General features: G+C 63.4%; 20 protein-coding genes. 12 read left to right on the forward strand and 8 right to left on the reverse strand.

Annotated features, from left to right (window positions below; translation table 11 throughout):
* Nucleotides 1-67: 67 nt before the first annotated feature.
* Together trpB and trpA are read left to right on the forward strand one after the other, a co-directional pair.
* Nucleotides 68-1,285 carry a tryptophan synthase subunit beta gene (gene trpB, locus MFF34_RS01905; protein ID WP_027592033.1) on the forward strand — a complete coding sequence of 406 codons (1,218 nt, stop codon included), beginning with the start codon at nt 68-70 and terminating at the stop codon, nt 1,283-1,285.
* Entirely contained in the window at nt 1,282-2,091 is an 810-nt protein-coding gene (gene trpA / locus MFF34_RS01910; protein WP_238209877.1) for a tryptophan synthase subunit alpha, read from the forward strand. Before trpB ends, trpA begins: the two co-directional genes overlap by 4 nt.
* Nucleotides 2,092-2,209: 118 nt before the next feature.
* On the opposite strand, the gene MFF34_RS01915 is transcribed toward trpA, so the two are convergent.
* Entirely contained in the window at nt 2,210-2,542 is a 333-nt protein-coding gene (locus MFF34_RS01915) for a DOPA 4,5-dioxygenase family protein (protein WP_027592035.1), read from the reverse strand.
* Between the two features lie 52 nt (nt 2,543-2,594).
* On the opposite strand from MFF34_RS01915, the gene MFF34_RS01920 reads away from it, so the two are divergent.
* Entirely contained in the window at nt 2,595-3,143 is a 549-nt protein-coding gene (locus tag MFF34_RS01920; RefSeq protein WP_238209880.1) for an NAD(P)H-binding protein, read from the forward strand.
* Between the two features lie 97 nt (nt 3,144-3,240).
* On the opposite strand, the gene MFF34_RS01925 is transcribed toward MFF34_RS01920, so the two are convergent.
* Nucleotides 3,241-4,140 carry a choline sulfate utilization transcriptional regulator gene (locus MFF34_RS01925; protein WP_238209882.1) on the reverse strand — a complete coding sequence of 300 codons (900 nt, stop codon included), beginning with the start codon at nt 4,138-4,140 and terminating at the stop codon, nt 3,241-3,243.
* A gap of 109 nt (nt 4,141-4,249) precedes the next feature.
* On the opposite strand from MFF34_RS01925, the gene betC reads away from it, so the two are divergent.
* The 3 genes from betC (at nt 4,250) to MFF34_RS01940 (ending at nt 8,400) form a co-directional block, all read left to right on the forward strand.
* Nucleotides 4,250-5,767 carry a choline-sulfatase gene (gene betC / locus MFF34_RS01930; RefSeq protein ID WP_238209884.1) on the forward strand — a complete coding sequence of 506 codons (1,518 nt, stop codon included), beginning with the start codon at nt 4,250-4,252 and terminating at the stop codon, nt 5,765-5,767.
* Nucleotides 5,768-5,781: 14 nt separating this feature from the next.
* Nucleotides 5,782-6,705, forward strand: a complete 924-nt coding sequence (gene choX / locus MFF34_RS01935) for a choline ABC transporter substrate-binding protein (RefSeq protein WP_238209886.1) — start codon at nt 5,782-5,784, stop codon at nt 6,703-6,705.
* A 129-nt stretch (nt 6,706-6,834) separates the two neighbouring features.
* Nucleotides 6,835-8,400 (forward strand): SulP family inorganic anion transporter, encoded by a 1,566-nt coding sequence (locus tag MFF34_RS01940; protein WP_238209888.1) that lies wholly within the window; start codon nt 6,835-6,837, stop codon nt 8,398-8,400.
* A gap of 36 nt (nt 8,401-8,436) precedes the next feature.
* On the opposite strand, the gene aroE is transcribed toward MFF34_RS01940, so the two are convergent.
* Both aroE and hemF read right to left on the reverse strand, forming a co-directional pair.
* The gene (gene aroE, locus MFF34_RS01945; protein ID WP_238209890.1) at nt 8,437-9,261 is read right to left on the reverse strand and encodes a shikimate dehydrogenase; all 825 of its coding nucleotides are present in this window, start codon (nt 9,259-9,261) and stop codon (nt 8,437-8,439) included.
* Between the two features lie 25 nt (nt 9,262-9,286).
* Complete coding sequence (gene hemF, locus MFF34_RS01950) at nt 9,287-10,198, reverse strand: oxygen-dependent coproporphyrinogen oxidase (protein WP_027592042.1); 912 nt, start codon at nt 10,196-10,198, stop codon at nt 9,287-9,289.
* Nucleotides 10,199-10,332: 134 nt separating this feature from the next.
* Here hemF and MFF34_RS01955 point away from each other — a divergent pair, with 134 nt between their 5' ends.
* Nucleotides 10,333-11,310, forward strand: a complete 978-nt coding sequence (locus tag MFF34_RS01955) for an NADPH:quinone reductase (protein WP_027592043.1) — start codon at nt 10,333-10,335, stop codon at nt 11,308-11,310.
* Nucleotides 11,311-11,400: 90 nt separating this feature from the next.
* Here MFF34_RS01955 and MFF34_RS01960 read toward each other — a convergent pair whose 3' ends face one another.
* The 4 genes from MFF34_RS01960 to dprA form a co-directional block, all read right to left on the reverse strand.
* Complete coding sequence (locus MFF34_RS01960; RefSeq protein ID WP_238209891.1) at nt 11,401-11,706, reverse strand: DUF3077 domain-containing protein; 306 nt, start codon at nt 11,704-11,706, stop codon at nt 11,401-11,403.
* Nucleotides 11,707-12,233: 527 nt separating this feature from the next.
* Nucleotides 12,234-12,677, reverse strand: coding sequence for a hypothetical protein (locus MFF34_RS01965; protein WP_238209893.1), 444 nt, complete (start codon nt 12,675-12,677; stop codon nt 12,234-12,236).
* Nucleotides 12,678-13,005: 328 nt separating this feature from the next.
* On the reverse strand, nt 13,006-13,563 hold the full coding sequence (locus MFF34_RS01970) for an L-threonylcarbamoyladenylate synthase (protein WP_099427977.1): 558 nt from the start codon (nt 13,561-13,563) through the stop codon (nt 13,006-13,008).
* Between the two features lie 42 nt (nt 13,564-13,605).
* A complete protein-coding gene (gene dprA / locus MFF34_RS01975; protein WP_238209895.1) occupies nt 13,606-14,703 on the reverse strand; it encodes a DNA-processing protein DprA in 1,098 nt (365 codons plus the stop codon).
* A gap of 207 nt (nt 14,704-14,910) precedes the next feature.
* Here dprA and def point away from each other — a divergent pair, with 207 nt between their 5' ends.
* Genes def through MFF34_RS02000 form a run of 5 tightly spaced genes read left to right on the forward strand, consistent with a single transcriptional unit; the run spans nt 14,911 to nt 19,434 of the window.
* The gene (gene def, locus MFF34_RS01980; protein WP_027592047.1) at nt 14,911-15,417 is read left to right on the forward strand and encodes a peptide deformylase; all 507 of its coding nucleotides are present in this window, start codon (nt 14,911-14,913) and stop codon (nt 15,415-15,417) included.
* Between the two features lie 60 nt (nt 15,418-15,477).
* The gene (gene fmt, locus MFF34_RS01985) at nt 15,478-16,410 is read left to right on the forward strand and encodes a methionyl-tRNA formyltransferase (RefSeq protein WP_186679267.1); all 933 of its coding nucleotides are present in this window, start codon (nt 15,478-15,480) and stop codon (nt 16,408-16,410) included.
* Nucleotides 16,407-17,717 carry a 16S rRNA (cytosine(967)-C(5))-methyltransferase RsmB gene (gene rsmB / locus MFF34_RS01990; protein WP_238209897.1) on the forward strand — a complete coding sequence of 437 codons (1,311 nt, stop codon included), beginning with the start codon at nt 16,407-16,409 and terminating at the stop codon, nt 17,715-17,717. Before fmt ends, rsmB begins: the two co-directional genes overlap by 4 nt.
* Before the next feature lie 23 nt (nt 17,718-17,740).
* The gene (trkA, locus tag MFF34_RS01995) at nt 17,741-19,114 is read left to right on the forward strand and encodes a Trk system potassium transporter TrkA (RefSeq protein WP_027592050.1); all 1,374 of its coding nucleotides are present in this window, start codon (nt 17,741-17,743) and stop codon (nt 19,112-19,114) included.
* Nucleotides 19,115-19,125: 11 nt separating this feature from the next.
* Entirely contained in the window at nt 19,126-19,434 is a 309-nt protein-coding gene (locus MFF34_RS02000) for a tetratricopeptide repeat protein (protein WP_099452509.1), read from the forward strand.
* Nucleotides 19,435-19,544: the final 110 nt, after the last annotated feature.

Here is a 19,544-nt window from a genome sequence, read left to right on the forward strand (position 1 = left end):
TTTTCAGACGGGCGTTGCGTGGTTAGAGTAAAGCCCATCACTCATTCATTACGCCTTGGAGCGCCCCATGACCCAGACTCAATACCGCCCTGGCCCAGACGCCAACGGCCTGTTCGGCTCGTTCGGCGGCCGCTACGTGGCAGAAACCCTGATGCCACTGGTACTGGACCTGGCCCGCGAATACGAAGCCGCCAAGGCCGACCCGAAGTTCCTCGAAGAGCTGGCGTACTTCCAGCGCGACTACATCGGCCGCCCGAACCCGCTGTACTTCGCCGAGCGCCTGACCGAGCACTGTGGCGGGGCAAAAATCTTTTTCAAGCGTGAAGAGCTCAACCACACCGGCGCGCATAAGGTGAACAACTGCATCGGCCAGGTGCTGCTGGCCAAGCGCATGGGCAAAAAACGCCTGATCGCCGAAACCGGTGCCGGCATGCACGGCGTGGCCACCGCCACCGTCGCCGCCCGCTTCGGCCTGCCTTGTGTCATCTACATGGGCGCCACCGACATCGAGCGCCAGCAGGCCAACGTGTTCCGCATGAAGCTGCTGGGCGCCGAAATCGTCCCGGTCACCGCCGGTACCGGCACCCTGAAAGACGCCATGAACGAGGCCCTGCGCGACTGGGTCACCAACGTCGAAGACACCTTCTACCTGATCGGCACCGTCGCCGGCCCGCACCCGTACCCGGCCATGGTCCGCGACTTCCAGTCGATCATCGGCAAGGAAACCCGTGCCCAGCTGCAAGAGAAAGAAGGGCGCCTGCCCGACAGCCTGGTGGCCTGCGTCGGTGGCGGCTCCAACGCCATGGGCCTGTTCCACGAATTCCTTGAAGAGCCAAGCGTGCAGATCATCGGCGTCGAAGCCGGCGGGCACGGCGTGCACACCGACAAACACGCCGCCAGCCTGAACGGCGGCGTACCCGGCGTGCTGCACGGCAACCGCACCTACCTGCTGCAGGACGCTGACGGCCAGATCACCGACGCCCACTCGATTTCCGCCGGCCTCGACTACCCGGGCATCGGCCCGGAGCACGCTTACCTGCACGAAGTGAAGCGCGTCGAGTACGTCAGCATCACCGACGACGAAGCGCTCGATGCGTTCCACGCCACCTGCCGCCTGGAAGGCATCATCCCGGCCCTGGAAAGCTCCCACGCCCTGGCCGAGGCGATCAAGCGCGCACCGAACCTGCCCAAGGACCACCTGATGGTCGTGTGCCTGTCCGGGCGCGGCGACAAAGACATGCAAACCGTGATGAACCACATGGCCGCCCAGGAGAAACAGGCATGAGCCGTCTTGAACAACGCTTCGCCGAACTCAAGGCCGAAGGCCGTTCGGCATTGGTCACCTTCGTTACTGCGGGCGACCCGGGCTATGACGCTTCGCTGCGCATCCTCAAGGGCCTGCCGGAAGCCGGCGCCGACGTGATCGAGCTGGGCATGCCGTTCACCGACCCGATGGCCGATGGCGTGGCCATTCAGCTAGCGACCCTGCGTGCACTGGAAGCCGGCCAGACCTTGGCCAAGACCCTGCAGATGGTTCGTGAATTCCGCGTGGGCAACCAGGCCACGCCGATCGTGCTGATGGGTTACTACAACCCGATCCACCGCTTTGGCGTGGAAAAGTTCGTGGCAGAAGCCAAGGAAGCCGGCGTCGATGGCCTGATCATCGTCGACCTGCCGCCCGAGCATGATGCCGAGCTGGCCACCCCGGCCCAGGCTTCGGGCATCGACTTCATCCGCCTGACCACCCCGACCACCGACGACGCACGCCTGCCGCGTGTGCTGGAGCGCAGCTCCGGGTTCGTCTATTACGTGTCCGTCGCCGGTGTAACCGGCGCTGGCTCGGCAACCACCGAGCACGTGACCGAAGCCATTGCCCGCCTGCGTCGGCATACCGACCTGCCGATCAGCGTTGGTTTCGGCATTCGTACCCCGGAGCAGGCTGCGAACATCGCCCGCCTGGCCGATGGTGTGGTGGTGGGGTCGGCGCTGGTCGACAAGATCGCTCATGCCAAGGATGCCGATCAGGCCGTCAATGATGTGCTGAGCCTGTGCTCGGCGTTGGCTGAAGGCGTACGCGGCGCTCGACGCTGATTGGCGTTGCATTCTTCGCGGGGCAAGCCCGCTCCCACAGGTTCACCGTAATCAGTCAGAAAGCACTCGACCTGTGGGAGCGGGCTTGCCCCGCGAATGGCCGCATAGCGGCCCCCATCTAGCCGCCAAAAATCGACAGCTTCAGCGGCCGCACAGCCCCCATCCAGATCGCATGATCCCGGTGATCCGCCAGCTCATCCCCGGTCAGCGGATGCAGAAACACCACCAACCCCTTGCGGTACAGCGCCAGCCACGGCAACACCACCCCCACCACTTCAGGCCCGAACGCCAGCTGGCAACTCCAGTCCGGATGCGGCCCCACGGGTTGCTGGTGCATGCGCCCCATGGTCACGGGGAACAGCCGCGCCGCCTCCTCGCACAGTTCTCGCGCCTGCTCGAGGGTCGATGCGTCGTAGTACACGTGGGCGTGATAGCCCTTGATCCTTTGCACGATAACTCCTGATTGCGGTCAAACCATCACCCCCTGCAAAGGAAGTGATGCAGTGAAAAACGCCGAAACCCCAGTATTCAAGCTGGTCCTGTTCGGGGCCGAGTCCAGCCTTGGCAGTGCGCTGATTACCGAGCTGCTGTCACGCCAGCACGAAGTGACCGCCGTGGTCGATGACCTCAACCGCCATGCGCCACGCCCTGGCCTGCATTTCAAGATAGGCGGGCTGGCGAGTGCCGACCAGGCGGAGCAGGGTGCCGCAGGCGGCTCGGCGGTAGTTGCCTTGGTGTCAGCTTTGGCACCCGGTGACCTGCCTGCGCAATGGCAGATGAGCGAAGCGCTGGTGGCCGGGCTTGCGCGTACGACTATACGCCGGCTGTTGCTGGTGGGCGATTTCGATGTGTTGGACAGGCCAGGCGATTACACCGATGAAGCGCGTGAAGGCGTGGACCAGGTTGTCGATGGGCTGCAGCGCAGCGCATTGCACTGGACCCTGATCAATGCACCCCAGACGTTGGTCGACCTGGAGAGGGTAGCGGCGGGGATGGCCGATATGCTGGATTTGGGTTTACATCGGGGCGAGCATCTCAACTTCGTATCCTGAGGCCTCTTCGCGGGCCAAGCCCGCTCCCACAAGTACTGCACAGCTAGCCAATCCTGTGGTGTACCGGTGGGAGCGGGCTTGCCCCGCGAAGAGGCCCTCAAGCCTCACGCTCATCCTCTAGCCAATCGACAAACCGCTCAATCAGCGCCCCACGCCGCTTGCGCGGTGGCAGAACCGCGTAATACCCGCGTTCCGAGCGCAAACTGCCCTCCAAGGGCCGACACAGCAGCCCCTGTTCAACCAGCCCATCGACCAGGTGCCCCCAGCCAATCGCTACCCCTTGCCCGGCAATCGCTGCCTGGATCAACAAGGTGTAGTTATCAAAACGCAACTGCCCCGGCGGCGGTGGGCTGTCTACGCCAAACCCACGAAACACACCCGCCCAATCAAACCAGCGGCTGGCCTGCTCACCGCGCAGGTGAAGCAACGGCAAACGCTGCAAAGCCAGGGCTGACAAGGATTTGCCATGAGTCAGGCGGGGGCTGCAGACGGGGAATACCTCCTCATCGAACAACCACCGGCTCTCGCCTTGATGAAAACGCCCGTCACCAAACAGCACCGCCACATCGATATCCGGCCGCAGCATCGCCTGGCTGCGCTCACCCGTTACCAAGCTCACATCCACCTGTGGATAAGCCTCATGAAAGCGTTGCAACCGGGGCATCAGCCAAAACGCGGCAAAAGCGAAGTCGGTCGCCACCTGAAGCACCTCGCGCTGGCCTCGCCCGCTGGCCAGGGCAAGCCCATCGTCCATGGCCTGGAGCCCTTGGTGCACCTGTTCGAACAGCAACTGGCCGGCCTCGGTCAGCGCAATGCCCCGGTAGATCCGGTCGAACAGCCGGGTACCCAGCTGGGCTTCCAGGCGCTTCACCTGCTGGCTTACGGCGGGCTGCGTGGTCCCCAGCTCAAGCGCCGCAGCCGTGAAGCCACGCAACCGCGCTGCGGCCTCGAACACACGCAGGGTATCGAGCGACAGCTCGCCAAGGCGCTCAAACATAAGCTCAGCTAATCCCAGTCATTGCCCGCCATGGGCTTTACCCATGTTATCCACAGTCGCATCTTGGTAGGCAAGCGGTTCGCATAACCTTCAACGATGGAAGCCAACCATGACGCGCCCGAATATCCTGTTCATCATGGCCGACCAGATGGCCGCGCCCCTGCTGCCGATCTACGCCCCTTCGCCCATCCAGATGCCAAACCTCGCCCGCCTCGCCGACCAGGCGGTGGTGTTCGACTCGGCGTACTGCAACAGCCCGCTGTGCGCACCTTCGCGCTTCACCCTGGTCAGCGGCCAGTTGCCAAGCCGTATTGGCGCTTACGACAACGCCGCTGACTTCCCCGCCGATGTGCCCACCTACGCCCATTACCTGCGCCGTCTCGGCTACCGCACTGCGCTGTCGGGCAAGATGCACTTCTGCGGCCCAGACCAGTTGCACGGCTACGAAGAACGCCTGACCAGCGATATCTACCCCGCCGATTACGGCTGGGCCGTGAACTGGGACGCCCCGGACGAGCGCCCGAGCTGGTACCACAACATGTCGTCGGTGCTGCAGGCCGGCCCGTGCGTGCGCACCAACCAGCTGGATTTCGACGAGGAGGTGGTGTTCAAAGCCCGCCAGTACCTCTACGACCATGCGCGCGAAAACGATGGCCGGCCGTTTTGCCTGACCGTGTCGATGACTCACCCCCACGATCCGTACACCATTCCCAAGCGCTACTGGGATCGCTACGAAGGTGTGGATATCCCAATGCCCAGCGCCGAGCTTGACCAGCGCGAGCAAGACCCGCACTCGCAGCGCCTGCTCAAGGTCTACGACCTGTGGAACAAGCCCCTGCCTGTGGACAAGATCCGCGATGCCCGCCGCGCCTACTTTGGCGCCTGCAGCTACATCGACGACAACATTGGCCAGTTGCTGCAAACCCTTGAGGAATGCGGCCTGGCGGACGATACGTTGATCGTGTTCTCCGGCGACCACGGCGACATGCTTGGCGAGCGCGGCCTTTGGTACAAAATGCACTGGTTCGAAATGTCGGCGCGCGTGCCACTGCTGCTCCACGCCCCCAAACGCTTTGCCGCCGCGCGCGTGAGTGCGTCGGTCTCCACCTGCGACCTGCTGCCGACCCTGGTCGAACTGGCCGGCGGTGCCGTGGACACGTCCCTGCACCTGGACGGCCGCTCGCTGCTGGGCCACCTGCTAGGGCAGGGTGGCCACGACGAGGTCATTGGCGAATACATGGCCGAAGGCACGGTCGGCCCGCTGATGATGATCCGCCGTGGCCCGTACAAGTTCGTGTACAGCGAAGACGACCCATGGCTACTCTATGACCTGAGCCGCGACCCGCACGAGCGGGAGAACCTCGCCAGCAGCCCCGACCATCAGGCGCTGCTGCAGGCATTTGCCGATGAAGCCCGGCAGCGCTGGGACATCCCCACCCTGCGCCAACAGGTGCTGGCCAGCCAGCGCCGCCGCCGCCTGGTGGCCGAAGCCCTGGCCATCGGCAAGCTGAAAAGCTGGGACCACCAACCGTTGGTGGACGCCAGCCAACAGTACATGCGCAACCACATCGATCTCGACGACCTCGAGCGCAAGGCCCGTTATCCACAGCCCGCCCCTCTGGATTGAGAAGAGAGTTCGCCATGCAAAAAATCTCCGCCGCCGTGCTTGCCCTGGCCCTCGGCCTGGGCGCTGCCACGGCTCACGCCGAAGACGCGCAATGCAGCACCGTGAAGATGGCCGACCCCGGCTGGAGCGATATCGCCACCACCAACGCCATCGCCCGCCTGCTGCTGGAACGCCTTGGCTACCAGGTAAAGATCGACAGCCTGGCCGTGCCGATCATCTATGGCGGCCTCAAGGACGGGCGCGTCGATGCCTTCCTCGGCAACTGGATGCCGGCGCACCAGGGGTTTCATGACAAGTTCATCGCCAATGGTGATGTGCAGCAGTTGTCGCGCAACCTTGAAGGCACCGAGTTCACCCTCGCGGTGCCCGATTATGTGTGGAACGCCGGGGTCAAAGACTTCGCCGACCTGCAAAAGCACGCTGATCAGTTCGACAAGAAACTGTATGGGATCGGCTCTGGCGCGCCTGCCAACCTGTCGCTGAAAGAAATCATCGACCAGAACCAGTTCGACCTCGGCCAGTGGAAGCTGGTGGAGTCAAGTGAGCAAGCGATGCTCGCGCAAGTGGACCGCGCCGTGAAGAAGCAGCAATTCATCACCTTCCTCGGCTGGACACCGCACCCGATGAACGTGAAGCTGAAGATGCACTACCTCACGGGTGGGGAAAAGTGGTTTGGTAGCAAGGGCCAGGTCTATACCCTGACCCGCAAAGGTTATGCACAGGCATGCCCGAATACAGCGAAGCTGCTGGGCAACCTGACATTTACCCTGGACATGGAAAACAGCATCATGGCCGAGGTTGTGGATAAAAAAGTGAGCTTCGATGAAGCAGCCAAGGCTTGGGTGAAGGCGCATCCCGAAGTACTAGAAGGGTGGTTGGCTGGGGTCAGCACCCAGGCCGGTGGCGATGCGAAAGAGGCCGTCACAAGCAAACTGTAATCTCGATAATCACACTCATCCTGTGGGAGCGGGTTCACCCGCGAATGCTCTAGTGAAGCCACCGACGCATTCGCGGGTAAACCCGCTCCCACAGGGGGCCGGTACAACACTCGGGAAACTGAAATACTTATGCATCGCCTCATCCAGCTGCTGCCTTTCCTTGCCTGGCTCCCCCGCCAATCGGGCCGCAGCCTGCGCCAGGACCTGCTGGTCGGCCTGAGCGGTGCCATCCTTGCCCTGCCGCAATCCATCGCCTACGCCCTGATCGCCGGCCTGCCCGCGGAATACGGCCTGTTCGCCGCCATCGTTCCGGTGCTCATCGCCTGCTTGTGGGGGTCTTCCTGGCACCTTATCTGCGGCCCGACCGCAGCCATCTCGATCGTCCTCTACGCCAGCGTCAGCCCCCTGGCGGTACCGGGCAGCGCCGACTACATCACGCTGGTACTGCTGCTGACATTGCTCGCCGGCATCTTCCAGCTCTTGCTCGGCCTGCTGCGCTTCGGCGCACTGGTAAATTTCGTCTCCCACTCGGTGGTGCTCGGCTTCACCCTGGGCGCCGCCATCGTCATCGCCCTCGGCCAGTTGCCCAACCTGTTGGGCATGGACTTGCCAAGCCAGGCCACGGCGTTGAAAACCGTGCAAGACCTGGCCAGCCACGCCGGGGAGGTCGACCTGCCGTCGCTGATACTGGGGCTGACCACGGTGCTGATCGGCATGGCCTTCAAGCTCTGGCGGCCACGCTGGCCGAGCCTGTTGATAAGCCTGGTCGTGGTCAGTTTGCTGGCCTGGTCACTGCCTGGCTTTTTTGGCCATGTGCCGCGGGTACCTGCCTTCACTGGCCAGTTGCCCCCGTTGAGCCCACTGCCGCTACTGGACGTGGAGCTGATGCTGCGGCTGCTGCCGACCGCGGTGGCGGTGGGCATGCTCGGCCTGGTCACCAGCCTGTCGATCGCCCGGTCGCTGTCTGCGCGCTCTGAACAGCTGATCGACGCCGACCAGGAGATCCGCGCCCAGGGCCTGTCGAACATCGTCGGCGCGTTCTTCTCCGGTTACCTGTCATCAGGCTCTTTCACCCGTTCGGGCTTAAGTTATGACGCCGGTGCCCGCTCACCGCTGGCCGGGGTGTTCTCGGCCCTGTGGGTCGCGCTGTTTGCCGTCGCAGGGGCAGGGCTGATCGCCCACCTGCCGATCCCGGCGATGGCGGGCAGCATCCTGCTGATCTGTTGGGGGTTGGTGGATCACCGTGGCATTAGGGCGCTGTTCCGGGTCAGCCGCTCGGAGTTCCTGGTCATGGCCCTGACCGCCGCCGCGACCTTGCTGCTGGAGCTACAGACCGCGATCTATGCCGGGGTGCTGGCTTCGCTGTTCTTTTACCTCAAACGCACGTCCCGGCCACGGGTGCAGCAGAGCCGCGAAGGGCAGGCCGACGTGCTTCGGGTGGGCGGGTCGATCTTCTTTGGCGCGGCGCATTACCTGCAGGTGCGCTTGCAGCGCTGCCAGGGGCCGCATGTGGTGATCGATGCGCGGCAGGTGAATTTTATCGATTATTCGGGTGTGGATATGTTGCACCGAGAGGCAAGGCGGTTGCGGCGGGCGGGGGGTAGTTTGACCTTGCAGCGGGCGCGGCCGCAGGTGGTCGAGGAATTGCAGAAGTTGGAAGGGGTGGCGGGTTGCCCCATTGAATTTGCAGAGTGACCATTGGGGCTGCTGTGCAGCCCCAAAATCTCAAATTCAGCCCCGAGCCAATTGTCGACGAAGCTCAGCCAGCACCGGCGCCGTATCCGGCCGAACCCCACGCCAGATAAAGAACGCCTCAGCCGCCTGCTCAGCCAGCATCCCCAGCCCGTCCAGCACCTTGGCCGCACCTAGGTTGGTAGCCCACTGGCAAAACGGCGTCGGCTCCTTGCCGTACATCATGTCGTAGCAAACCGTGCGCCCCGCCTCGACCAGGCTGTCGGCAATCGGCGGCATCTCGCCCGACAGGCTCGCCGAGGTGGCGTTGATGATTACGTCCACCGGCTCCTGCAGCCAGCTGAACCCGCTGGCCACCACCGGCCCCAGCTCAGCGAACTCACGCGCCAGTTGCTCGGCCTTTTCTACCGTGCGGTTGGCGATCACCAGCGACTGCGGATCATGCGCCAGAATCGGCTCCAGCACCCCGCGCACCGCACCCCCCGCGCCCAAAATGAGGATACGCTTGCCCGCCAGCTCGACCCCCGCATTCACCGTCAGGTCGCGCACCAGGCCAGCACCGTCAGTGTTGTCCCCCCGCAGCGAGCCATCCGCCAGCTTGCTCAGGGTATTCACCGCACCCGCCCGCTGGGCACGTGGGGTCAGGCTGTCGCACAGGCGGTAGGCTTCTTCCTTGAACGGCACCGTGACATTGCCGCCACTGCCTTGCTTGAAGAAGCCGCGGGCACAATCGCTGAACTCGTCCAGCGGCGCCAGCAGGGTGGCATATTCCAGGTCCTGGCCGGTCTGCTCGGCGAACAGGCGGTGGATCAGCGGCGACTTGCTGTGGCCGATGGGGTTACCGAAAACGACGTACTGGTCCATGGGGGCTCCTCGGTTATCCACAGGTTTACTGGGCGAGCCAGTCGCGGTCTTGCAGGAAGTACTCGGTCAGGCGCGCTTCTTCGCTGCCAGGCGCGGCCTTCCAGTCGTAGCCCCAGCGGACCTGCGGCGGCAGCGACATGAGGATCGACTCGGTACGCCCACCCGATTGCAGGCCGAACAAGGTGCCACGGTCGTAGACCAGGTTGAACTCCACGTAGCGACCGCGACGGTACTCTTGGAACTCGCGCTGCTCGGCGGTATAGGGCGTGTCCTTGCGGCGTTGGACGATCGGCAGGTAGGCCTCGACAAAGGCATCGCCAATGGCACGGATGAAGGCGAAGCAGGTGTCGAAGTCCCACTCGTTCAGGTCGTCGAAGAACAGCCCGCCAATGCCACGTGGTTCGCCACGGTGCTTGAGGTGGAAGTAGCGGTCGCACCAGGCTTTGTAGCGCGGGTACACGTCAGCACCGAATGGCGCGCAGGCCTGCTCGGCCACACGGTGCCAGTGGATGCAGTCTTCTTCGTTGCCGTAGTACGGGGTCAGGTCGAAACCGCCGCCGAACCACCACACCGCCTCTTCGCCTTCTTTTTCGGCGATGAAGAAGCGCACATTGGCGTGGGACGTCGGCACGTGCGGGTTGTGCGGGTGGATCACCAGCGACACCCCCAGGGCCTCGAAACCACGGCCCGCCAGCTCGGGGCGGTGGGCGCTGGCCGACGGTGGCAGGCCGGCGCCGAACACGTGGGAAAAGTTGACCCCGCCTTTCTCGATTACCTTGCCCTCACCGATCACCCGCGTGCGGCCCCCGCCACCGGCTTCACGCGTCCAGGCGTCCTCGACAAAGCGGGCGCCGCCGTCCTCACGTTCAAGGGCGGAGCAGATGCGGTCTTGCAGGTCGAGCAGGTAGGCTTTCACGGCCTCGGTGCGGCTGGTCATCGGGTCACCTGGAGCGGGCAGAGAAGAATTCGCCGCGTAGCATACCACCGGCGGCTGACGCGCCGCAGTTGACGGCGATCAAGCAAAGGCGTCCGATAGAGGGCTGTTACCAATCCCGACAACAGGAGTGCGAGATGGCCAAGCGTATCCAGTTCAGCCAGCATGGCGGCCCGGAAGTTCTGCAGCTTGTAGAGTTCGACCCCGCCCCACCTGGGCCACAGCAGGTCCGCGTGCGTAACCAGGCGATTGGCCTGAACTTCATCGACACCTATTTCCGCAGCGGCTTGTACGCCCCGCCATCCTTGCCTTCCGGGCTCGGCACCGAGGCCGCTGGTGTGGTCGAAGCCGTGGGTGAGGGCGTCACCCGCCTGAAAGTCGGTGATCGGGTAGCCCATGCCGGCGGCCCGCTGGGTGCCTACAGCGAAGTGCATACGCTGCCCGAGGCCAACCTGGTCAAGCTGCCGGACAACATCAGCTTTGAGCAGGCAGCGGCGGTGATGCTCAAGGGCCTGACCGTGCAGTACCTGCTCAAGCAGACTTATGCGGTGCAACCGGGCGACGTGATCCTGTTCCATGCCGCTGCCGGTGGCGTGGGTTCGCTGGCCTGCCAATGGGCCAAGGCGCTGGGGGCCAAGTTGATCGGTACCGTCAGCTCCGCTGAGAAGGCCGAGCGGGCCAAGGCGCTGGGGGCGTGGGAAACCATCGACTACAGCCATGAAGATGTGGCCAAGCGCGTACTGGAGCTGACCGACGGCAAGAAATGCCCGGTGGTGTACGACGGCGTCGGCGCCGATACCTGGCTGACCTCGCTGGACTGCCTGCAGCCGCGTGGGTTGATGGTGAGCTTTGGCAATGCTTCGGGCGCGGTGAGCGGGGTGAACCTGGGGATTCTGGCGCAGAAGGGCTCGCTGTATGTCACCCGGCCGACCCTGGCGAGTTATGCCAACAATGCCGAGAACACCCAGGCCATGGCCGATGACCTGTTTGCGATGATTGCGAGTGGGAAGCTGGTTGTGGATATCCAGCAGCGGTATCCGCTGAGTGAGGCAGCCAAGGCGCAGGCTGAGCTGTCGGCTCGACGGACTGTGGGGTCGACTGTTTTGTTGCCTTGATTTAGGCACGCGATCGCATCAGGGCGGGCAGGTGCTTGGCTTTAGAATTTCACAGGCGCTAAAACCCTCAAGGCAGGCACCTGTCAGCCCTCACACTTTCTTCTGCGGCTGTGGGGTCGACTCGATGCCATCGAGTATCGCCTCCACCACACCCTCTGCCATTTCAATCGCATGCAGGTTCGACCAGAACATGCCACGGCCTTCTTCACGCATATAGTCCAGGGCTTTGTAGCCAGTTTCAAAGGCGCTGCGCAGGTATAGGGCGACGTGGACCAAAGCGTCTTCAGCGGAAATGTTCGGGTTTACGGTGAAGAGTGGATCATGACCGGCATCGCAACGGCCGAAGGGTCGAGTTGAGGTGCTGGGTAGGGGTGGATCGGGCACAATCTTGTTCATGGCTTGCTCCAGGCATTGAAGCTGGCGCCAAGCCGTTACCACACGGTTTAGGCGGCAGCTGTACGCGAGGTGGTAAACCGGGCTGGAGGCGCTCCCGGCAGGCATGACGCCTCCCGCGCACAGCTGCCATAGCTGTGACGCCCCAAGCACATCCGGGTTACCACACCCGATCGCCAAGTTACTCGGCGACGGTTTAAGCCTAAGGGCAGAGGTTCCCACTGAGAAGGTGATGGCAGGCGACGCGACTCGTAAGATATTTCCCAAGCCGCAGACTGAACAGCCGTTCGCGGAAAAATCAGAAAACCCCGACGCCGGTGCTTCTGAAGACTAGCTTACTCACCACGACGAAAATTTTGTCTCGGGACATTTGAGGCAGTGGGCAGCGCTGCATGTCATGCACACATGCACCAGCTTGACCCACTAGACTCGGAAGCGTAGCCTTCACTACGAGGTTGTGCTGGTGCGCCGGTTGAGTTTCAAGTTATCCGGGCGAGCGCATCCTTACCCTTCGGCCGCGTAAGCGGCCTTTATTTTTTGGGCTTGTTTCTATCTCCTTTGGGGACAATGGAATAGAGCTCTGCCTTGGGCTTACGAGCAGTCAGTTCAAAAATCGCCTCATCAAAGACTTCATTGCCATAGCCATCGTTTCGGCCAATTGTGCTGCGAAGGGCGGTCATGTGCGTGGCGCTTTTCCAGATTGATGTCGCCGCCAGTGCTGCCTTGATTTGCAGAACCATGTCATCAATGGTGTATCCATCTCGCACCACCCGGGAACGGTACGCATGGCTGCCAATAAAGACGATGCCCGGCTCCTTCAGCAAGGGCAAATCCTGCCCTTCTTTCTGCCTGTTGATCGCTTCGAACTGAGCTGCGGTAAACCTACCTATTTCCACCACTCGGACCCGATGGTTGGACGCAAGCTGCTCCAGATTCGCCCTTATAAGGTATTCGGCATTCTCGAATAGCGGCATTCTTCCCAATGCTCCCGCCGATGTGCGACGTGTCTTCCTGGCGAGACGAACCCGCGCCGCCCATGCGACGCATACCGAGCAAGCTAGAGGCAGGGGTTCCTGCAGGGAAGGTGACGGATTAGGTCGGGAGGAGTAGGAGGTTTCCCAAATGGAGGAAGGGTCAGCCATTTGGGTAAGGATCAGAGAAATTCCAGGCGACTCGTCCAACTGTGTGCGGGCTTGCCCCGCGAACCAGGGCGAAGCCCTGGCCATACACACTGGCCGCCTGGGCTGGCCTCTTCGCGGGGCAAGCCCGCTCCCACAAGGAGGGGTATCGGCGCTTGGCAATTTAGCCCGGCCGAACGATTTCACCCGTTGCCAGGTTGCGAATCACACTTGGGTTCTTCCGCCCGCCCAACGCCCCGCCCAGTACCAGGTCCAGCTGGCCATGGAAGTACTGCTCCACCCGCAAGCGGCTTTTCGCCGCCGGGCGACCGCCGGGGTTGCACGAGGTGGAAATCAGCGGCCCGACCAGCGCGCACAGCTCACGCACCTGCGGGTGGTCACTGACCCGCAGCGCCACCGTGTCGTGCTGCCCGGTCACCCACTCCGGCAACAGGTCCTGGTGCGGCACCAGCCAGGTATTCGGGCCTGGCCAGGTGCTGCCCATGCGGTCAATCCAGTCCTCGGGGAAATCTTCGAACAAAAAGTCGAATTGGCGGATATTGTCGGCGATCAGGATCAACCCTTTATCCACAGGCCGCGACTTTAGCGCCAGCAGGCGATACACCGCGTCCTCGTTCCACGGGTCACAGCCCAGGCCCCAGACCGCTTCCGTCGGGTAGGCGATAACCGCGCCCGCCCGGATCTCACGTGCGGCTTGTTGCACACGAAAACTGCTCACCATTGCTGTCTCTCCGCCTATATACCTTGCTTGTGAGCAGTGTACTTAGCCAACGCGGGCAAACCAACGCCCGGCTTCATTGCTGACCCGCCCTTCAAGCTCCAGTTCGGTGAGCTGCGCCATCACCTGGGCCAACGGCAGTTCGCTGCAGTGGGCCAGGCTCTCGGTAGTCTGTGGCGCGGCATGCAGCAAGGCGAGCAGGGGGTGATCACGCTGTTCAACAATGGCCGGGGGCAAGTTCTGCCAGCCCTGCAGGCTTTCCAGAATCTGTTCCACGCTCTCCACCAGCAGGGCACCGTCGCGAATCAGCTGGTGGCAGCCTTTGGCACCTGGGTGGTGAATGGAGCCTGGGATGGCATACACCTCGCGGCCCTGCTCAGCCGCCAAGCGCGCTGTGATCAGCGAGCCACTGGCCAGGCTCGCCTCCACAACCAATACGCCCAGCGACAAGCCACTGATGATGCGATTACGCCGCGGAAAATTGCCCGGCAGCGGGCCGGCATCCAGCGGGTACTCGGAAACCAGCGCGCTGCCGCTGTCGATCATCGCTTGGGCAAGCTCGCGATGGCGCTGTGGATAAAGTTTTTGCAGCCCCGTCCCGAGCACCCCAATTGTGCCGCCGCCGGCCTGCAACGCTGCCCGATGAGCGGCACCATCGATACCCAATGCCAGGCCGCTGGTAATGGTGAAACCCGTCTGCGCCAAGTAGCGGGAAAATGCTCGGGCAGTGTCGAGCGCGGGGGGTGAAGCACGCCTGCTTCCCACAATTGCCAACTGTGGCCTTTCCAGCAATGCGGGGTCGCCAGCGACGAAAAGCAACGGCGGCGGGTCGTCGGTTTCGGCCAGCAGAGCAGGGTAGCCAGGGCTGTCCCACATCAGTAAATGCTGGCCCGGGCGCTCTAACCAGGCCATTGCAGCCAGTGCACCGTCACGCACTTCGGCGCTTCTTCGGGCTTCGATACTGGCTTGCGGAATGCCCAGTGCGCGCCAGGCTGCGGCCGGCGCACTCAGCGCCGAAGAAGCGCTGCCAAAAGCTTTCAGCAGGCTGTGAAAGCGGCGTAACCCTGTGTCCGGCAGGCGGTGCAGGCGCAACCTCGCCTCCAGTTCGGCAGGCGCGCAAGGCGACGAATGGTGGGTCAACATGAGGATCATCCTTGATCGAAACGGGGCCATCGACGTGGCACAACCTGTGGATAACTGTGTTGATAACGCTTTGACAACCTGTCCATCAAATGGGTGATAAGCCGTCCGTTTAAACCCTAGCCGAGCTTTGCCAGGTGCCGAATCCCCCGATTACCTTTATTATGTGTGCTCAGTTTTCAACCGAACGCACAGTGACTGCCCGACCTTATGGCCATCTTGAACATTCTCGAATTCCCGGACCCGCGCCTGCGCACCCTCGCCAAACCGGTGACGGTGTTCGACGACGCCCTGAGCCAGCTGATCGACGACATGTTTGAAACCATGTATGAAGCGCCTGGCATCGGCCTGGCTGCGACCCAGGTCAACGTCCACAAGCAAGTGGTGGTGATGGACCTGAGCGAAGACCGCAGCGAGCCGCGGGTCTTCATCAACCCCGTCGTCGAAGAACTGACCCACGACATGGGCCAGTACCAGGAAGGTTGCCTGTCGGTGCCTGGCTTCTACGAAAACGTCGACCGCCCCCTGCGGGTGCGCGTCAAAGCCCAGGACCGCGACGGCAAGCCGTTCGAGCTCGAAGCCGAAGGCCTGCTGGCCGTGTGCGTGCAGCACGAGTTCGATCACCTCAACGGCAAGCTGTTCGTCGACTACCTGTCCACGCTCAAACGCGACCGGATCAAGAAGAAGCTGGAAAAGCAGCACCGCCAGCAAGCCTGATCCCCACCTTCCAGAAGGCTTGCTCCGGCAAGCCTTTTTCTTTTTTGCAGCGAGAACTCCATGCGCATCGTCTTCGCAGGCACTCCAGAGTTTGCCGCCGAACACCTCAAGGCACTGCTCGACAGCCCCTATGAGATCGTGGCCGTCTACACCCAGCCGGACCGCCCAGCCGGGCGTGGCCAGAAGCTCATGCCGAGCGCGGTCAAGGCACTGGCCGTAGCCCACGACATCCCGGTGCTGCAGCCGCCAACCCTGCGCAATGCCGATGCCCAGGCCGAGCTCGCCGCGCTCAAGCCCGACCTGATGGTGGTGGTCGCCTACGGCCTGATCCTGCCCCAGGCCGTGCTGGATATTCCGCGCCTTGGTTGCATCAACAGCCACGCCTCCTTGCTGCCACGCTGGCGCGGTGCGGCGCCGATCCAGCGCGCCGTGGAAGCCGGCGATGCTGAGAGCGGCGTGACCGTGATGCGCATGGAAGCGGGCCTGGACACCGGCCCGATGCTGCTCAAAGTGGTCACCCCGATCAGCGCCGAAGACACCGGCGGCACGCTGCATGACCGCCTCGCCGAAATGGGCCCGCCTGCGGTCATTCAAGCCATTGCTGGCCTTGCCGACGGCTCGCTGCAGGGTGAAGCCCAGGATGACGCCCTGGCCACCTATGCCCACAAGCTGAACAAAGACGAAGCACGCATCGACTGGAGCCGCCCGGCCGTGGAGCTGGAGCGCCTGGTGCGTGCTTTCAACCCGTGGCCGGTGTGCCACAGCACCCTGGACGGCGAAAGCGTGAAGGTGCTGGCTGCCACGTTGTCCACAGGCAACGGCGCCCCTGGCGAGATTCTGTCTGCCAGCAAAGACGGCCTGGTAGTCGCCTGCGGTGACCAGGCACTGAGCCTGACCCGCCTGCAACTGCCCGGCGGCAAGGCGCTGAACTTCAGCGACCTGTTCAACAGCCGCCGCGAGAAATTCGCCAACGGCAAGGTGCTCGGCCAATGAACCCTCGCCTGGCCGCCGCCCGTGCCTTGGCCGCTGTGCTCAGCGGCAAGGCTTCGCTGAACAGCTCGTTGCCGGCACAATTGGACAAGGTCGACGAGCGCGACCGGGGCCTGACCCAAGACCTGGCCTTCGGTACCGCCCGCTGGCAGCCGCGCCTCGACCTGCTCGCTGCGCAATTGCTGCAGAAGCCGTTTAAAGCGGCCGATGCCGATGTGCAGGCCTTGATGCTGGTCGGCCTGTACCAGCTGTTCTACACGCGCATTCCGGCGCACGCCGCCATCGGCGAAACCGTGGGTTGCGCCGACAAGCTGAAAAAGCCGTGGGCCAAAGGCCTGCTCAACGCCGTGCTGCGCCGCGCGCAGCGTGAAGGCGAAGCGCTGCTCGCAGGCATGGAGCGCGACCCGGTGGTGCGCACTGCCCACCCGCGCTGGCTGCAGAAATCGCTGAAGGCCTTCTGGCCCGATCAATGGGAAGCCATCTGCGCCGCCAACAACGCCCACCCGCCGATGATTTTGCGGGTCAACCGCCGCCACCACAGCCGCGATGCCTACCTGGCCTTGCTGGCTGAGGCCGGCGTGGGCGCCAGCGCCTGCCAGTACAGCCGTGACGGCATCGTGCTGAATGAGCCCTGCGATGTGCGCAGCCTGCCTGGCTTTGCCGAAGGCTGGGTAAGCGTGCAGGACGAAGCCGCCCAGCTGTCCGCCGACCTGCTCGAACTGGCCCCCGGCCAACGCGTGCTCGACGCCTGCTGTGCCCCGGGCGGCAAGACTTGCCACTTGCTCGAAGCCGAAGCTGGCCTGGCGCAGGTGGTGGCCATCGACCTGGAAGCCAAGCGCCTGGCCCGCGTGCGCGAGAACCTCGATCGCCTGCAACTGGACGCCGAGCTGATCGCCTGCGATGCCCGCGACACCGCCAGTTGGTGGGACGGCAAAACGTTCCAACGCATCCTGCTCGACGCCCCGTGCTCGGCCACCGGCGTAATCCGCCGCCACCCGGACATCAAGCTGACCCGTCAGGCCGACGACATTCCGGCCCTGGCCACGTTGCAAGGTGAGCTGCTCGATGCCCTGTGGCCGACCCTGGAAGTGGGCGGCATGCTGCTCTACGCCACCTGCTCGAGCTTGCCGACCGAGAACACCGAGGTGATCGACGCCTTCCTCGCCCGCACCCCGGGCGCCCGTGAGTTGGACCTGGCCACCGAGGCCGGCCTGCGCCAGCCACATGGCCGCCAGTTGCTGGCCCAGGAAGGCGGCCACGACGGGTTCTACTATGCCAAGCTGATCAAGATCGCCGCGTCACGCGGATAAGCACAACGGTTAGGGAGTAGCGGATGAAGATCATCATCCTCGGCGCGGGGCAGGTGGGCGGTACGCTGGCAGAACACCTGGCCAGCGAGGCCAACGACATTACCGTGGTCGACACCGACGGCGAGCGCCTGCGCGACCTCGGCGACCGCCTGGACATCCGCACGGTGCAAGGCCGCGGCTCGCTGCCGACGGTGTTGCGCCAGGCCGGCGCCGACGACGCCGACATGCTGGTGGCGGTGACCAACAGCGATGAAACCAACATGGTGGCCTGCCAGGTCGCCTACTCGTTGTTCCACACCCCGACCAAGATCGCCCGGGTACGGGAATCGGCCTACCTCACCCGCGAAGAGCTGTTCCACAACGACCACATTCCGGTCGACGTGCTGATCAGCCCCGAGCAGGTGGTGACCAACTACATCAAGCGCCTGATCGAGCACCCAGGTTCACTGCAGGTAATCGACTTCGCCGAAGGCAAGGCGCAACTGGTGGCGGTCAAGGCGTACTACGGCGGCCCGCTGGTGGGCCAGCAGTTGCGCCAGATCCGTGCGCACATGCCCAACGTCGACACCCGTGTGGCGGCGATCTTCCGCCGTGACCGGCCGATCACCCCACGCGGCGACACCGTGATCGAGGCCGATGACGAAGTGTTCTTCATCGCCGCGAAAAAAGACATCCGCGCCGTGATGGGCGAGCTGCGACGCATCGACGAGACCAACAAGCGCGTGGTCATCGCCGGGGGCGGGCAGATCGGCGAGCGCCTGGCGGAGGCCATCGAAAGCCGCTATCAGGTGAAGATCATCGAGATGAACCCGGCGCGTTGCCGTCACCTCTCCGATACCCTGGAAAGCACGGTGGTGCTGCAGGGCAGTGCGTCGGACAAGGACTTGATGCTCGAAGAGAACATCGCCGACGCCGACATTTTCCTGGCCCTGACCAACGACGATGAGGCCAACATCATGTCGTCGCTGCTGGCCAAGCGCCTGGGCGCACGCAAGGTGATGACCATCATCAACAACCCGGCCTATGTCGACCTGGTGCAGGGTGGTGAAATCGACATCGCCATCAGCCCTCAGTTGGCCACCATCGGCACGTTGCTGGCCCACGTGCGGCGTGGCGATATCGTCAGCGTCCACTCCCTGCGCCGCGGCGCGGCCGAGGCCATCGAGGCTGTGGCGCATGGTGATTCGAAGTCAAGCAAGGTGGTCGGCAAGGCCATCGAAGACATCGCCCTGCCGCCAGGCACCACCATCGGCGCGATCATTCGCGACGAAGAGGTGATGATTGCCCACGACGACACGGTGATCGAATCGGGTGACCACGTGATTCTGTTCGTTGTGGATAAAAAACACATTCGAGATGTGGAGAAGCTGTTCCACGTCGGCTTGAGTTTCTTCTAGGAGAAGAGGGCATGCGCGAATCGCTGGAGAAGATGCTGGCCAAGGGTGTGGATAACCCGCTGTTGAGGTTCGGCCTTGGCAAGGCCTGGCTGGACGAGGGCAATGGCGCTGAAGCGGCGGTGCACCTGGCGCGTTGCGTGGAACAAGACCCTAAGTATTCGGCGGCGTGGAAGTTGCTGGGTAAGGCGTATCAGTTGCAGGGGGATTTGGCGGCGGCGCGCAAGGCCTGGGAGGACGGGATCGTGGCGGCGCAGGCCCATGGCGATAAGCAGGCCGAGAAAGAGATGGCAGTGTTCCTCAAAAAGCTGAATAAAGCCTGAAATTGCCGAAGCTGCTCTGCAGCCCATTCGCGGGGCAAGCCCGCTCCCACAAGTCCTACGCAACCTGAGTGTCACTCTGTACCTTGTGGGAGCGGGCTTGCCCCGCGAAT

The organism is Pseudomonas sp. PAGU 2196 (assembly GCF_022179005.1).
GTDB classification, from domain to species: Bacteria; Pseudomonadota; Gammaproteobacteria; order Pseudomonadales; family Pseudomonadaceae; genus Aquipseudomonas; species Aquipseudomonas kermanshahensis.